This is a genomic window from Roseibium suaedae (assembly GCF_900142725.1).
Taxonomy (GTDB): Bacteria; Pseudomonadota; Alphaproteobacteria; order Rhizobiales; family Stappiaceae; genus Roseibium; species Roseibium suaedae.
In genome coordinates this window covers 74,270-89,378 of record NZ_FRBW01000008.1, presented here as the reverse complement: position 1 = coordinate 89,378, position 15,109 = coordinate 74,270, and the positions used below count along the sequence as shown (strand labels likewise).

The following is a 15,109-nucleotide window of genomic DNA, read 5'->3' as shown; positions in this document are numbered from 1 at the left end:
TGGTTAACTGGCTTTTGACCACGACGGAGGAAATTCCGCTCCTGATGTAGCGGAGTGTAGCCATAATTTTGAATGCCATTGCCAATAAGTTGATCGCGCCACCGCGTTTCTTCGTTGCCGAGCCGATGCTATTCAACCGGCTGCTTTTTAGTCTGTGACGCGGCGCATATAGTGCCTCCAACGGCACCAAGTGTCTGTACCCGGCGGTGAACGACGTGCTTTACCTTTTCTAGGGGGCTCGAGCATTACAAGAAAATCCGGCGCAGGTAAGAAGCCTATTCGTCCCGCATGCTTGGAGGATTTGGTAGGCGTCAGCTTCTCGAGGTGGACGACAACGATCGTGCATCGCTTCCTGGATACGTTCGACTTCGGCCAGAAGATGCAGGAAGCTAAGCAGGTTTATCTGACCCACTCGCGAGCGGCATCAACGGCGCTTGCGCAAAAACTAGTCGGTCTGAGCTGCTGCCGTTCTAGTGTGGGCTGCCGACCGCTCGTGCCCTGTCTGCCGTTGACAAGCCATGCCTAATTCTATCGGGAAATTATGGCAGATAGCGCGGTGGACATTCTAAGTGTTGGTTGCCAAGTTCAGCCCCAAACGCGCCTTATTGCGTCGAAGGCAGATCTTATGGACGGGTCGCCGGTTCGGGCATCCAGGCAGAGGAAACTCAGGCTCGTTGAAATCTTCACGTTGTCCGCGATTGTCAGTCCGTTCGCCTGCTGTTCATGAAGGGCAATCGTCTCGCGGCAAAGGCTTAACCCCACCCCTGTCCGCACCATAGCAACCATGGAGCTCTCCTGGTCCACCTGGGCAACGATGTTCTGCCAGACGCCAAGGTCTGAAAACAGGCGCGACAGCAACCTGTTGTGAACGGACGCCGATGGTGTACCGATCCAGGGTAGCGATGCAAGCTTTGCCCAATCCGCGCCACGGACGAAAGCGGCGAGCGATGGCGGAGCGACAACGCGATACGTCAGTTGCGCCAGTTCGCGGGCATGAAACAGCGGCGCCGCGTTCTCTCCAGCGATTTCGGTGGCGGGGTCATAGTCTTGTGGGTCGCCGAGATAAAAGCCCGCATCGAGTTCATTCCGTTTCAGCCTCTCCGGCACATCGCCGCTCATTCCGTGGCGCAGTGTAGTCTCCAGGCCTGGTCCGCTTTCGATCAGCGCTTTCAGAAAAGCCCCGAGCCGGGTGAACTCCGGATCGATGATCGTGCCGATCCGCAATTTTCCACGGGCGCGCGTCGACAGACGTCCGGCGGTCTGTCCAAAATCCGTCAGCGCCGCCAGTACTTGCTCCGCCTTGGCGGCCAGAAGAGCTCCCTCCTGCGTCAATTCCAGGCCTTTTGCAGTCCGCCGGAACAGGGTTAGTCCGGTGTCCGCGGCAAGTCGCTTCAATTGAAGCGTGACCGCTGGCTGGGTGACATGCAGCTGTTCCGCGGCACGGGTGACATTTCCCTCCCGTGCCGCAGCGATGAATGCTCTCAATGTTCTCAGGTCGACTGAATTCGTCATATTAGTTTAATTTATAATCTCATGCGCCATTTGTCATTGGATTTCGCGGCCAGACATCCGTTATCCCTCAAAATAATGCAGGAAGAGAGGTTCGCATGACACAGCAAGGTGTCGAAGCTTATGACTGTGCGTTGCTCTCTCGTATAGGGTGGGCAGTGCAATGATACGCAAAGCTTCTCTTTCGTCTGATGAGGCTTTCGATTACGTCATTGTTGGCGGTGGCTCCGCTGGGTGCCTGCTTGCCAACCGCCTCAGCCGTGACCCATGCAATCGCGTCCTGCTGCTGGAAGCCGGGCGGAAGGATGACTATCCATGGATTCACATTCCCGTCGGCTATCTTTATTGCATTGGCAATCCACGCACTGACTGGCTGTTCAATACGGAGCCGGATGCAGGTCTGAATGGCCGCTCGCTCCGCTATCCCCGTGGCAAGACACTCGGTGGCTGCTCCTCCATTAACGGCATGATCTACATGCGCGGTCAGGCCCGAGACTACGACGGTTGGGCAGCAGAGACCGGCGACGACGTCTGGACCTGGCAGAACTGTTTGCCTGATTTCATGGCGCACGAAAATCACTATCGCCTGGACAACGGCGCGGATCCAAAAACTGGCGGCGACAGCCGTTTCTCCGACGTACATGGCCATGGTGGTGAATGGCGGGTCGAGAAGCAGCGGCTGAAATGGGACATTCTTGAATCCTTCGCCGATGCAGCCGTGGAAGCAGGTATTCCACGGCTGGACGATTTCAACAGCGGTGACAATGAGGGCGTCGGTTATTTTGAGGTCAACCAGCGCTCAGGCTGGCGTTGGAACACATCCAAGGCATTCCTTCGTCCGGCGAAAAGCCGTCCGAACCTGACTATCTGGACGCAGTCCCATGCCGAGCAGCTGATCCTTGAGGCCGAGGACTCTGGCCGCAAGCGGTGCGCCGGTGCCGTAGTTCAGCGGCGGGGGCAGTGGATTGAGGTCCGGGCTCGCAGAGAAGTCATCCTTTCCGCCGGAGCGATTGGCTCTCCGCAGCTTCTGCAATTGTCGGGTATTGGCCCGGCGGAACTTCTGAAGCGTCATGGTATCGAAGTTGCGCATAACATGTCTGGCGTCGGAGAGAACCTTCAGGACCATTTGCAGATCCGCGCGGTCTTCAAGGTCGGTAACGCGAAGACGCTGAATACGCTCGCGAGCAGCCCCGTCGGCAAGGCGAAGATCGGGCTTGAATATGTGCTGAAGCGCAGCGGCCCCATGAGCATGTCCCCCTCGCAGCTTGGGGCTTTTACCCGTTCTGACAAAACCCAGGTCCACGCCAATCTCGAGTATCATGTTCAGCCGCTCAGCCTTGATGCTTTTGGTGAGCCGTTGCACAGCATACCTGCCTTCACCGCCAGCGTTTGCAATCTCAATCCAACCAGTGTCGGCAGCGTGCGCATTCGTTCGGCTAAGGCCACAGACGCACCGGCGATCGCGCCGAATTATCTGAGCACGGAGGAGGACCGGAAAATCGCGGCAGACAGCTTGCGGCAGGTCCGCAAAATCGTCGCGCAGCCATCGCTGGCAAAATACAAGCCTGAGGAATGGAAGCCGGGTATTCAGTACCAGACGGATGAGGAGCTCGCGAAGCTGGCCGGTGACATCGCCAGCACGATATTCCACCCAGTTGGAACCACAAAAATGGGCCGGAACGATGATCCGATGGCAGTTGTCGACAGTCGTTTGCGGGTGCTGGGCATTTCAGGTCTGCGTGTCGTTGATGCCGGCGTCATGCCGAAAATTACCAGCGGAAACACCAATTCGCCGACACTGATGATTGCTGAAAAAGCCGCGACCTTCATTCTTCAGGACGCTGCCGCAGGCGCATAAACATTGGAAAAGCCAAGGCACGATCAGGACAAAGACAATGGCATCCAACAATCGTGAAAACCTCCCGCTACATGGCGTCAAGGTCATCGACTTCGGTCACTATATCGCCGGTCCGGCCGTCGCCATGATCCTCGGGGATCTTGGAGTCACATTGACCTGCCCTCGGGCAAGGAGCCGGATCGGCGATGCAGAGGGGCAGGCGATAGGTTTGCTGACTCTTTCTCAGGCACTGAACGCAATGGTCAACTCGCAGGTTGGCGGCGCAATTTCCGCCGCCCAGACATAAGACTGCCAAAAACAGGAGCTTAGAATGTTCAACGCCGTCCTCATAGACAAATCTGATAGCGGACAGGTGGCCGGCCTCTCCAGGATTGACACCTCGCAGCTGCCACCGGGGGACGTTCTAGTGGATGTCGCTTGGTCAACCCTGAACTATAAGGATGCTTTGGCGATCACGGGAGCTTCGCCCGTGGTGCGTAGCTTTCCGATGGTTCCCGGGATCGATTTCGCGGGCGTAGTTGCCGAGAGTTCCAATCCCGGTTTCAAGCCGGGTGATAGGGTGTTGTTGAACGGCTGGGGCGTCGGGGAAAAGCACTGGGGCGGTCTCGCAGAAAGGGCGTGTGTCAGCGGAGACTGGCTGGTGCCTCTGCCGGAGGGGATCAGCTTGCGGCAGGCTATGGCAATCGGGACCGCAGGTTACACTGCAATGCTTTGCGTCATAGCACTGGAGCACAGTGGTGTGACGCCTGAAAGCGGAGAGATCGTGGTAACGGGTGCTGTCGGCGGTGTTGGAAGCATTGCCACTATGCTTCTGGCCGCGCGGGGCTATAAGGTTGCTGCCGTAACGGGCCGGCCGGCTGAAGCTGATTATCTGACCAGTCTCGGAGCTAGTTCGATCATTGATCGTGCCGAGCTCTCGCAACCCGGACGACCATTGGCCAAAGAGCGTTGGGCCGGCGGGATCGATGTGGCCGGGGGCGTGGTGCTTGCCAATGTCCTCGCCGCGATGCGCTATCGCGGTGCCGTTGCCGCTTGCGGCCTTGCGGGCGGAATGGAACTTCCGACCACTGTAGCGCCTTTCATCCTGCGTGGAGTTTCCCTGACCGGGATCGATAGCGTCATGTGCCCAAAGCCTGAGCGGACGATCGCCTGGCAGCGGCTTGCACAGGAACTGGACATCGCAAAGCTTGAAGGCATGACGACTGAAGTCGAGCTCGCCGATGTCGTTTCTACCGCTCCGAAATTCCTCGAGGGTCAGGTCCGAGGCCGTAATCTAGTGCCGGTCAATCCGTTGCTCGGTTTAGAGTGATCGGCATCTTGAGCAAATGATGGGACCTGCGGTGGGCCCATCGATCATTCGGCGATCTATCGCTGGGTGCAGAAATGCGCACCGGAGATTAAAGCGTCTGCGCTGCCACCTGCGCCTGCCGCGATCGAGGGGCTGGCAGGGCGATGAGAAACATATGAAGGCTTGTGGCAAATGGCCTTACCTGTATCGGGCGGCCGACAAATTCGGCAACAATTGATGACTTCCAATGAGAAGTGAACCGGTTTGGCCTGATACTTCAGAACATTCCAGCTCGACCTTTTGAAGAGTGCGAAACCAGAACATTGGGTCGTGGTCAGCTAAAAGAACGATTGCCTGGTAATTACTATAGTTGGCCACGACCTATTGTTTCGAGAGTTGAGGCATAAGAATTTCGAGCACGCCCCGTTTTCCATCTCGGCGGCCGACCTGGATAATCATGTCAATCGTGGCGCTGGCGTATTCGATGACATCGTGCCGGGAGAGAGGCACACCGGTCTGCATCACCATCAATGCCATGCGTTCTAGCGCCAGAGCCGGGCTATCCGCATGGATGGTCGATATTGAACCTGGATGACCGGTGTTGATTGCCTCGAGGAAATTATAGGCTTCAGCGCCACGAATCTCACCTAGGATCAGGCGATCCGGACGCATGCGTAAGGAGGATTCGAGCAGTCTTGCGGCAGTCCGGTTGCTTCCGGCAACCCTTTCCGCGACCAGCGAGACTTTGTTTGTGTTCTCCGGCCGCAGCTCAACAGCGTCCTCGATGGTTATGATGCGTTCGTCCGGATGTGTCAGAGAGAGCAAGGCTCGCGCGACCGTCGTTTTTCCGGATGACGTGCCGCCTGAGATCAGGATGTTGAGTTTCTTTTCAATCGCGTCTGTCAGCAGTTCCGCCAATCTTCCCTCAGCGGCCAGTTCAAGAAGATGCTCCTGTTCATCGTGACGCTGCTTGTTCACGTCGATAGGTTTGCCAGCCACAAAACTGATCTCGTCAACGCTGAGCGTGCGGTTCACGAACTTCCGGATCGAAATGCTCACACCGGCTTCGATGGCTGGAGGGATGACCACCTGTACGCGCACGTCATGCCCGAATAAGTGGACACGGCCTGATACGATTGGCTGTTGCTCGCCGAGCGTGTTCTTGGTCTCTCCAGCGAGGTTATAGCCTATGGCATGGATATCCTCGTCACTCAGAGCGAAATCCGTGGTGGCTTCCATATAGGCTGAACCGGAATATTCCACGAATATTGCCCCGTCCGGATTGATGACAATCTCGTTGACATCCTCCGCCGTGAGCAGCCCCTTCAACGTCTTCAGATTGCTTTCAACATACGAGGCGACGGGTTCCATCAGAACACGAGATCCTGATTGACGAACACCTTGACCTCATAGCCCTGGGGCAGCCGAATGATCGGAGGCAGTTTGAGATATTCTTCGAGCACACTTTCTGTCTGATCCTTGAAGTCCTTGCTGACATCAGATGCGAGTGTTGTAGCTGCGTCGCTCGATTCATTTCCGTCTGTGGCAACGGCGGCAATGAAGGTTGGGATCGCGGCGATGGTGGTGATGAGAGCCGCAGTTCCAAAGCGTTGTGCAAAGCGTGTATCGACATTGCCCTCAACACCCCCGCGCCCAAGCCGGTCAACACCCGTTGCAGCCAAAGAGATCGATTTTCCTTCAGGTGTGACGGCACGGTTCCAAGCGATCAAGACGCGCTTTTGGGCAATCGAAACGTCGCTGTTGTAAGTGCCAATCAACCGGGTGCCGGCCGGCATGAGGATTTCCATGCCGTCATATGAATAAACCGGCGACGACACCACCGCCCGCATGGACCCGGGCAACTCGGTGTTTACAGCGGTCTCCAGAACGGCGGTGATGATCGTTCCCTGGACGATCATTCGCGACAAGTCGCCAAGGTCGCGTGCCTTGGCGGTTTTTACCTCGGCATTTGCATTCTGACTGAGAAACCGTTCGTTTGATGACATGTCCTGTACCCCAGCGCCACTCTCGCTGGTTCCAGATGTGGATCCTTCTTCAGACTCGTCATAAATGTTGCCATCGCTCAAACGGCGTTCTTGCAGTTCAGCCTCACGGGCTGCCCTGCGCTCTTCCAGTTCTTTGAGCCGCCGGAGACGTTCCTCTTCATCAAGATCCGGACCTGTGGGAGTAGCAGGCACCGGGACTCTCAAGCCAGCCAGTTTTGCCTCCATTTCCGCGCGCAACAGGGCCTCGCGGCTTTCAGCGGCTTCGCGATCACGCTGTGACTGTTCTCGCAGGGCCGCCTGCAAATCTTCGGGAGAGATGCCGGCGTTCGAGTTGACGGTTGGAGCAGGCTTTTGCAAAAGCGCCTCGATCTGCGCTTGCACGGCTTCGATCTGTTTTTCCAGCTCAGCAGACCTGTCCGGAGCTAGTGGGATCTCCGGGGCACTTCGCTCCACCGGTCGAATGATGATTTCCGGTTCTTTGCGCTGATTGGTGTCCAGACCTTGGCGCGGTCGCAGGTTCGTGTTCAGGCCGCTATTGTCGGTCTGGGATGTCTTTTGAATTGTCTCGCTTTCAGAGGTCGAAAAACCTAGGATTTTTCCTAGCTGTTGCGGGAAAAGCAGGATCACTGCTCCAAGCGCAATGACAATGAAAAAGAGGACCATGAGGAAGGGGCTGCGTGAGGAGCTGCCCCCTTCCATGCGTTGCCGCCGTGCGGCGAGCTTGTCTTCGGATTCATCGCTCATGGATTAGAACCCTGCATGCCGCGCCACAGCGGCGGTTGAAGCGACACAGATGGCTTCGCCGCCGATCCGGACGGTCCACCGGTCGCTCACACCATCGACAATGAGAGTGCTGCCGGTGGTCCTGGAGTTGACTGTGTACTCCTGACCACCCTGCCCCACTTTAAATACGCCGGGCTGGCGCCGGGTGCTGTCAAAGACGAAGTAGGTTTGCTTGCCATCGTCATATACAGACGTGGGGGCAAAGTCGGCACTTCCGGCTACGTTATAATCGTAGTTGCGGCTGCTCAGCGAACTGGCATCCGAGAACTGTGCAACCACCGGAGTCGGATATTGGAATGTGGTGCGGTAGTTATAACCGCCTGTTCGTCTGCCGCTTCCAGCGTGCGAATGAAGCTCGAAGGTATAGACACGACGATCTGTGTAGATTGTCATGTTCGTGATGGCATCCGAGTTGAACGGCTTGATGGAAATCACGTCGCCGCGCTTGAGGCGGATGATCTGCCAAGACGCACTATCGCCCACCTGAATGGACTGAACGTTCTCGCCACGGCCAAACTGGACCGTGGAGATGAAATTGGTGTGCAGGTCCAAGCGGTAAACAGTATATTCGTTATAGACAAATTGCTTGATCTGCGACGCAGCTGGTAGGGACTGAGGCATGGACTCGGCCATAGCCGAGGTTGCAAGGGCCACAGTGCACAAAGCAACGCCCAACATTTTTAGAAATGTCATTTTGTGCCCCTATTGGTGAGTGTTTCCGCATCAACGCGGTAATTGGAAACCTTGAACCCGAGAGGGTTTGCCCAGACGGCCTGCAGGTTGCGCTCAACCTTTGGTTCGAACACGAAGCGAACCGTCGCTACGAAGTCCCGCTCCACGTCCGGCATTCCGCTTTCCTCAAGAGATTTCCGGAAGCGTACCTGGGCCTGGTTGGATTGAAGAAGTGACATAGAGACGATGGTTACCTTCAGGCGGTTTCGATCCTCATAGATGCTGGGCGGGTAGTCTTTGTTCCCGGAATTCCAAAGCGCTCTGAGGCTTTCGGCAGCCTGGTCTTTCGATCTCGTCAAGACATCCGGAATTCGGGTTGCGTTGTCCGCAACATCGTAGGTTTCCCGGTCCGTGACATAGCGGACAAGCTCTGCCTGGATCACGGCTTCTTGCTCCGACAGCGACAGCGGTTCGACCCTGGCCAGGCGCTCCGCTTCGCCAGTCGTCCTGTCGACCATTACGAGATAGGGCTGTACTTCCTTCAGGGGCAGAAGCATCGCGACAAAGCCGATGCAGGAGATCGCCAAAATCAGGCACAGAATGGCGACAATCGCCCAGATATTTCTCTGCCGGCGAAGCGAAAAGAAGACTTCTTCCTCGAAGGAGAGAGCGACTTCAGAGGGCGTTTTTTGAAGCATTGTCCGTGCGACCTATTATTTTTCTGAAGGGCTTTTCGGGTGTTTGACCGAGGGACTGCCGGAGGGGCCGCGCATGTAAGACAGGTCGGAGTAACGTTGCCGGTCTCGGCTCATGCGTGAGGCTTGCGTGATGAATGCCGCCATCTGAGCAGACCGGCCGCCGCCTCGTTCCTGAACGCCTGCAGCAGCTTGCCTGCCGGCATCCATGCGGGCGGCTGCGCTATAGGCGGCTGTGACGGGCGATGCTGCAACGCTGGCTACCGTCTTTGTCATTCTAATTGCATCAGCTACACCGGTTCCAACAGCAACGACGCTTCCGGCTAGGCCGGTTGCGTAAGAAGGAACGTTTTTCATCATGAAAATGGCTGCAAGTGCTACGATCACGAATCCAGCAATGTCCGAAAGGTCAGTTGCCGCAGGAGTACTGTTCAAAATTTGAGTTGCGACGCCGATTACGGCACCCATTATTCCCGCCAGCACTAGCGGGATCAGGGCAATACCTATGGTCATGCGAGACCAGGATTCAAATAATTGCCGGGTACCATTGAAGGCGAGAGCTGCGATGGCAAGTGGCGCGATTGATATTGCCAGCCCCAATCCGACTTTTCCGATTGTAGAAATCACGATCGCGACACAAGCCATGATCGCTCCTAAAACCATTAATAGCACCGCCGAAATGCTAATTCCGAGCCACCCAGATTCCTCGTTCATTTGGTCGGAGTAGTCGAAAATGGATGTGACCATTTCGTCCATCGCGGCATTCAGACCAGCATCGTCACTGATGCCGGCACCCGCGGCGGACAGAAGTGCACCGCCGTAATTTTGAGGTACATCTGTAACGATTTTGTAGATTGGTTCGAATTGTGACCAAGTGGTCGCGATCGCTAACACTATGATGTAGCGCACCGACCAGGTGATATAGCTGCGCATGCTGACTGTCGAAAATGCCAAGATCGAGTTGACTGCGATAAGTGCGAGGCCAACCAATCCAGCAGCGACGAGGACAGTGTTTATTTCTGATGAAACGCCCTGAAAGACAGTTGTCGCATAACTCGACACGGCATCGTCTATCAATTGAAGCGTCTCGGTAATAAAGGAGGCCATCAATTGACCTCTCTTAGTTTGCCCTTGTACGCGCCGGCCTTTACACACGCATTAAAGGCGATGTTTCTGTATCGCGTTCCCTCTTGTGCAAGGCTGACATCGCGCTCTGCTGCCCACTTATTTAGTTCTGCGGCGCTGCGGGATTGATAGTTCTTGGGCATCAAAGCAAGGATGGCGTCGTAATCCCTGCGATCAATAAGGCACCCAAATTCGGCAGGTTCGCCGCGGCCATATGAATCACAGATGCGCTTCTCTTCCTGGAATTGCCAAATGCCGGTGTAGTGGCGCAGCAAATTCGCCGCCATCGGGTTATGCGCGTTCTTTTTGAGGAATTGCTTATATTCCCCTCCTCCGAATTGAGACGCATACCCGCATCCGAACGACTTTTGTGGGCCAGCCTGGGCCGAGCCGGAAACGACTATCAAAGCTACCGCGATCAATAGCGACTTCATCATGCGGGTTACTCCTCTTCTTTATCGCCAACGAGGATGAACTTCCGGCCAGAGATGACATCGCGGGCGGTCGCAGCTTGGGACATGCCAACGGCATTGGCATTGGCAGACTGAACACGCAGAAGTTCGACAAGAAGGACTGCCACCTCGGCCTGGACACGGGTGTTGTAGTCAATCGAGGCCTTCAGGTCCGGGGTTCTGCTGTCGATGCCGTCGATGAGATCCGTGACCCGCTTTGCGGCAGCATCGGCTTTGGTAAAGCCGTCTTCCGAAGTAGCTACGGCGGTGACCCCTGCCCCGGCCAGTTGTGCCGCTGCCCTATCAATGGTGTGTTCCGACGACATGAGAGCATTCAGGTTGGTGAACCCGAAATTGGTTTTCAGCTCATCGACCTTGGCTTTAATCGCGGTGGATTGGCCCGCAATGCCGCCGCCACTCATGACAGAAGACATGATGCCGTTCAGCGACTCCGCAGACTGTCTCAAATCCTTGAGGTCCTGCGAATTTAGAAGGCCTGCAATGTTCTTGGTACCGGTCATCGCCGTGAGCTGCGAAAGCTGTGTCGTCAATTGCTCTTTCATGGTCGCGAGCTGCTTCAGCTGCTCTGCATAGTCCTTGACCTGGTTCTCAACCTGGGTGATGGCCTGGGCGATGCTGGCAGCATCGATAACGGGGATGCCGCTGGCGGACGCACTTCCGCTAATGACTGCGGACATTGCACCTGCCAACAACACTGTTCTGACGGTTCTCATCATCAAGCTATTCCTTCGCTTTCGGTGTTGAGAGGCCTGAAGTCGCAGGCGCAGGGAGATTTGTATTCCGTGGGGATGCCCGCACATCCCGATAAGCCCAGAGCAATCGCAGCGAGCAGCAATATTGTCTTTGTCATTCGTAGCCCTTCCAAAAATCGGGATCGTTACGCCACCCTGCAGGAGCTTCTTCGCCATTGCCTCCGCCCAGGACACTCATCAAAGGTCCAAGGGGGGCAAGGTTCATATCGACGATGGAACTGGTATCGCCGGATCGCACGAGCGCGAGGCGATGGCCGACGTTCGAGCTGACAGCAAAATCAAGCTCATTGCCGGTGAGATGAAGCGGTTCAAACTCTTCGCGAGTGCTTTTGTTCGATGGGTAAATCAACAAGGTTGCAATGCCGGACAAAATGGCGCTTCCGGCTGCGCTTTCCGTGATGTGAGACGCTTGTTGGGTCAACAGGACGACTGCGACGTTCTTCTTCCGCATTGTCAGCATCCAGTCTTTAAGACGGGTGCGGAAATAGTCATCGTCCAGGAGCTTCCAGGCCTCGTCCAGGACGATAAGCGTCGGCCGTTTGTCTTCCACTGTTCGCTCGATGCGCCGGAAAACGTATGAGAGCCAGGCAGTTCTTGTTTGCGGGCTGTCGAAAATCTCCGAAACATCAAAAGCAGTGATATCATTTTCGAAGGTGAGACTGTCCTTGCCTTCACCATTGAACAACCATCCGAATTGCCCTGTCTTGTCCCAACGGCCTAAGCGTTGATGAAGGTCCCCGCCGTCGTTCGTTGAACGGAACTGCGATCTGAAATGGCTCAAGGTTTGAAGGTTTTGTTCCGCGTTGCGGTTGGCTGCGCAAGCACGGCCTAGCGCCTCGATCTGAACCGGGGTCAGTTCGCCATCTTTGGGCTTGAGCAGGCTTTCCAACCAGTCTGCGAGCCAAGCGCTACCGCGCTCATCTGCCTCTGACGAAAATGGATTGAAGCCCGTGTTCGTGCCGATCTGGACAGTGTTGTAACTGCCGCCCAAGGCGCGGATCGCCATTTCAAAGCCGTGATCCTTATCGAAAACGATCAGGCGTGCGGAAAGGCGAAGGGCTTGGGCAAGTAGAAATGCTGTCCCTAGAGTCTTTCCGGATCCGGTACGACCGAGGACGAGAGAATGACCAACAACGGGTTCACTGTCGGGCGAACCAGCCAAGTGGAAATTGAACCTATAGGGCTCACCGTTCCCCGTCGGAAGAACGGTAATCGCCTCTCCCCAATAGGACTTGTCTTTCGGCAAGCCCCTTGCGGACCCGTGCAAGGCCGACAAGTGGGCAAAGTTCAACGAACTGATAGAGGACGCTCTTGTCCGATAGCTGTAATTGCCTGGGACCTGCGCAAAATAGGCCGGACGGGCGCTGAAGTTCTCACGCAGGACGGAGGCCCCGGTGCCGGTCAATATCCGGTCTACCGCGGAGATGTTTTCATTGAGTTGCCGGTCGTTTTCCGCGTATAGCGCAACTGTGCAATGGTGCTTACCGAAGGCAACGCGCCCAGATGCCACGTCGTCAAGAGCCCTGTTCAGTTGCAACTGCAATGAGACTGCCGCGTCGTCGGCGACGCTCATCTGCCGGATAACGCGCCTTATGTCTTCCTGAGCGGAGACCGGATCTTGAGATGTGAACGAGTTGGTCACACACATGTCGATGCCTAAATCCAGCAGATCCAGGATGCCGGCATATGTTTCTGCCGGATAATCCTTCAACGTTAGGATCGTCCCGGTTTTTGTCGTCTGCGAATGGGTTCCGAACAACGTGAAAGCATCGTTATGAAAATGGATCGGCGTTGTCGCGACCAGGTCGTTCAACGGCACATAGCCACGGCTTGGCTTTAAGGGCGCGAAATCTCCCGTCAGAACGGCACGGAACAACCCCAGCCATTCCCCACTTGAAACAGTCAAGCGCCTTGGGCGGGCGGGCCGTGCGATTTCTATGAAGCTGGAAGCGATGTCGTTTAGACGCTGCGTGCGTCTGGCGATCCGCTCCGCATTCCCTTTTTTACCAGCGCCGCGCAGCCTGTCGAAGAGGCCTGTGATCTTGGATGGTCTGAGCGTGAGCGTAAAGACAGTCGTGCGATGACGAAGCTCGGCCGAGCGAAGATGCTTTTGCCACCGGGCATCGATCGCGCCAGCAAAGGTCTCAGTATCCGCAATCGGACTGATTTCCGGCTTCACTTTTGAAGAGATGCGGTGAACGTAAAAGCCAACGTCGCCATATTGCTGGGCAATCAGGTTCGAAATGGACTGTGCCAGCGTGTCGATGTCGGTTTCGTTCATCGTTTGCGCAGCCAAGCCGTCAACCGCAAACGATGCCATGAGGTCGCCGTCCCGCAACATCATGGTTTCGTCGTTTATAAGCGATACGAAGGGCAGATGTGCAGCGAGGGATTCCGGCTTTGTTATCGACGGATCCAAAAGGCTTCCGACTGCGAGGGATTGGTCACGGACCATATGTAACCCCCCTCCCCTGCAGCTGACTTTTTTTGATTGGCGTTGCGCGAATGGTCACGATCAGCACATCGAAAATGCGAGCGTCGTAGGCCGCCAGTAGTCTCAGCGTGACATACCCCAGGATGAAACTGATCATGAGGTAGAGAATTGAAAGGGTGGCAATGAAGCCACCCACAACGACGATCAGGAGTGTCGCGACATAAGCCATCGGTAACCCCATGAAACTTACTGGCCGCGTCAGCCCTTTGAACAATGGCGCTCGCATATTTTAGGCTAAGTCCTTAGAAACCAGCGAGAATGGTGGCGGACCCAAACAAAATAACGAGGCCGAGGACCACTGAACCTGCGAACATCCAGTTCATGCGGCCGGTCATAAACAGGAAGCCGATCGCGCACATTGCGACCAGGCCGATGGCCCGGCCGAGAGTGCCGGTTAATGCCGTGCCGATGGTGGTGAAGAAGGTGGTCACCGGCGAGAGATCCTGCGCCATCGCCGGGCCTGCCAAAACGAGAGCGGCAGACGCAGACAGAACTGCCAAGCGGCCAAAATTGTTCAAAATTCCCATACTGATAATTCTCCTGTGAGTGGTTCCCCAGCAGTTGCCTTCACCGGGGTTTCGGGCGGTTCCGAACCCTTTGGCGGTTCCGCCTCTTTGCTGGCCGACTTTCCTGCGGCCACCATTTCTGGGACAGGTTGTCCGGCGTTCGTCAGGACAGTGCGGACATAATTTTGCGTCTCCTCAATTCGAGGAACGCGGCCACGTTCTTTCACTCGGCTAGGTCCGGCGTTGTAGGCTGCAAGGGCAAGATCAGCCTGTCCGAATTCTTTCAGCAGCGCCGTGAAATAGCGCGCGGACGCAGTCAGGTTTTCGTAGGCATCAAACGGTTCCTTCACGTGAAGGTCTTTTGCCGTTTCCGGCATGAGCTGGCCCAGACCCTGAGCGCCCTTTTCAGAGACTGCTTTGTGATCGAACGCGGACTCTCTTCGTATAAGAGCCTCGAACAGATCGACGAACTCCAATGCCGTCAGTCCGGCTGCAACAACCCCATCGTCGCCGGAAAACTTCAACGCGACTTCCCGTGTCACCTTCTGGTTCAGGGCGCGCTCAAGATCTGCTGGGCTATTGGGCGCACGAACTTGCGGAAACGCTTTGGTCGAAATGCCAGCTGGGCTGTTGCTGCGTTTGTCAGAAGAGCCTTCCTGGATGATCGCTTCGCCGTTGGAATCCCACTCAATAACAGTTGCAGAAACTCGAGTTGTAGTAGGCAGCGCCACGATGCAGCAGACTCCCGCAATAATTGCATAATGATATAACATTTTGCTTGTATCGTTTCCGGTCTTGGGAATTCGTTGCGTGACTATGACGGCGAGATTGGGAACTTCATGATATGGACTAAGTATCTGTAAATAATGACTTTATTGAACTCGTGAGATCATATGTCCCTGTTTTGAGTCTTGCCTAAACGAAAGGCCACTTATTCCCGTCTGGAAA

At 55.8% G+C, this 15,109-nt stretch carries 14 protein-coding genes and 2 pseudogenes; 4 read left to right on the top strand and 12 right to left on the bottom strand.

What is annotated here, in order from left to right:
* Positions 1-86: 86 nt before the first annotated feature.
* Positions 87-526: pseudogene (locus BUA94_RS23990) on the top strand (FAD-dependent monooxygenase); the annotation flags it as partial.
* Positions 527-585: 59 nt separating this feature from the next.
* Here the strand turns inward: BUA94_RS23990 and BUA94_RS22325 are convergent.
* Positions 586-1,512, bottom strand: coding sequence for a LysR family transcriptional regulator (locus tag BUA94_RS22325; RefSeq protein ID WP_073015589.1), 927 nt, complete (start codon positions 1,510-1,512; stop codon positions 586-588).
* Between the two features lie 160 nt (positions 1,513-1,672).
* On the opposite strand from BUA94_RS22325, the gene BUA94_RS22320 reads away from it, so the two are divergent.
* The 3 genes and pseudogenes from BUA94_RS22320 to acuI all read left to right on the top strand — a co-directional run bounded on the left by BUA94_RS22320 (position 1,673) and on the right by acuI (position 4,676).
* Complete coding sequence (locus tag BUA94_RS22320) at positions 1,673-3,367, top strand: GMC family oxidoreductase (protein ID WP_073015588.1); 1,695 nt, start codon at positions 1,673-1,675, stop codon at positions 3,365-3,367.
* A 37-nt stretch (positions 3,368-3,404) separates the two neighbouring features.
* A pseudogene (locus tag BUA94_RS23985) lies at positions 3,405-3,521 on the top strand (CoA transferase); the annotation flags it as partial.
* Between the two features lie 156 nt (positions 3,522-3,677).
* Positions 3,678-4,676: an acrylyl-CoA reductase (NADPH) gene (acuI, locus tag BUA94_RS22310; RefSeq protein ID WP_073015586.1), complete on the top strand. Its 999-nt coding sequence runs from the start codon at positions 3,678-3,680 to the stop codon at positions 4,674-4,676.
* Between the two features lie 360 nt (positions 4,677-5,036).
* On the opposite strand, the gene virB11 is transcribed toward acuI, so the two are convergent.
* From virB11 to BUA94_RS22255, 11 genes are all read right to left on the bottom strand, one after another.
* Complete coding sequence (virB11, locus tag BUA94_RS22305) at positions 5,037-6,026, bottom strand: P-type DNA transfer ATPase VirB11 (protein ID WP_073015585.1); 990 nt, start codon at positions 6,024-6,026, stop codon at positions 5,037-5,039.
* Positions 6,026-7,405 carry a TraB/TrbI/VirB10 family type IV secretion system protein gene (locus BUA94_RS22300; RefSeq protein ID WP_073015584.1) on the bottom strand — a complete coding sequence of 460 codons (1,380 nt, stop codon included), beginning with the start codon at positions 7,403-7,405 and terminating at the stop codon, positions 6,026-6,028. The genes virB11 and BUA94_RS22300 overlap by 1 nt, the downstream gene beginning before the upstream one ends.
* A gap of 3 nt (positions 7,406-7,408) precedes the next feature.
* Positions 7,409-8,137 carry a TrbG/VirB9 family P-type conjugative transfer protein gene (locus BUA94_RS22295; protein WP_073015583.1) on the bottom strand — a complete coding sequence of 243 codons (729 nt, stop codon included), beginning with the start codon at positions 8,135-8,137 and terminating at the stop codon, positions 7,409-7,411.
* Complete coding sequence (locus BUA94_RS22290) at positions 8,134-8,814, bottom strand: VirB8 family type IV secretion system protein (RefSeq protein WP_073015582.1); 681 nt, start codon at positions 8,812-8,814, stop codon at positions 8,134-8,136. The genes BUA94_RS22295 and BUA94_RS22290 overlap by 4 nt, the downstream gene beginning before the upstream one ends.
* A 15-nt stretch (positions 8,815-8,829) precedes the next feature.
* Positions 8,830-9,918: a TrbL/VirB6 family protein gene (locus BUA94_RS22285; protein ID WP_073015581.1), complete on the bottom strand. Its 1,089-nt coding sequence runs from the start codon at positions 9,916-9,918 to the stop codon at positions 8,830-8,832.
* Complete coding sequence (locus BUA94_RS22280) at positions 9,918-10,373, bottom strand: hypothetical protein (protein ID WP_073015580.1); 456 nt, start codon at positions 10,371-10,373, stop codon at positions 9,918-9,920. The genes BUA94_RS22285 and BUA94_RS22280 overlap by 1 nt, the downstream gene beginning before the upstream one ends.
* Positions 10,374-10,378: 5 nt before the next feature.
* Positions 10,379-11,086 (bottom strand): type IV secretion system protein, encoded by a 708-nt coding sequence (locus BUA94_RS22275; protein ID WP_073015579.1) that lies wholly within the window; start codon positions 11,084-11,086, stop codon positions 10,379-10,381.
* Positions 11,087-11,255: 169 nt separating this feature from the next.
* Positions 11,256-13,616, bottom strand: coding sequence for a VirB4 family type IV secretion/conjugal transfer ATPase (locus tag BUA94_RS22270; protein WP_073015578.1), 2,361 nt, complete (start codon positions 13,614-13,616; stop codon positions 11,256-11,258).
* Positions 13,606-13,881, bottom strand: a complete 276-nt coding sequence (locus tag BUA94_RS22265; RefSeq protein ID WP_073015577.1) for a VirB3 family type IV secretion system protein — start codon at positions 13,879-13,881, stop codon at positions 13,606-13,608. The genes BUA94_RS22270 and BUA94_RS22265 overlap by 11 nt, the downstream gene beginning before the upstream one ends.
* Before the next feature lie 16 nt (positions 13,882-13,897).
* Entirely contained in the window at positions 13,898-14,182 is a 285-nt protein-coding gene (locus tag BUA94_RS22260; protein ID WP_073015576.1) for a TrbC/VirB2 family protein, read from the bottom strand.
* Positions 14,170-14,892: a lytic transglycosylase domain-containing protein gene (locus BUA94_RS22255; RefSeq protein ID WP_175558109.1), complete on the bottom strand. Its 723-nt coding sequence runs from the start codon at positions 14,890-14,892 to the stop codon at positions 14,170-14,172. Before BUA94_RS22255 ends, BUA94_RS22260 begins: the two co-directional genes overlap by 13 nt.
* Between the last annotated feature and the right edge of the window lie 217 nt (positions 14,893-15,109).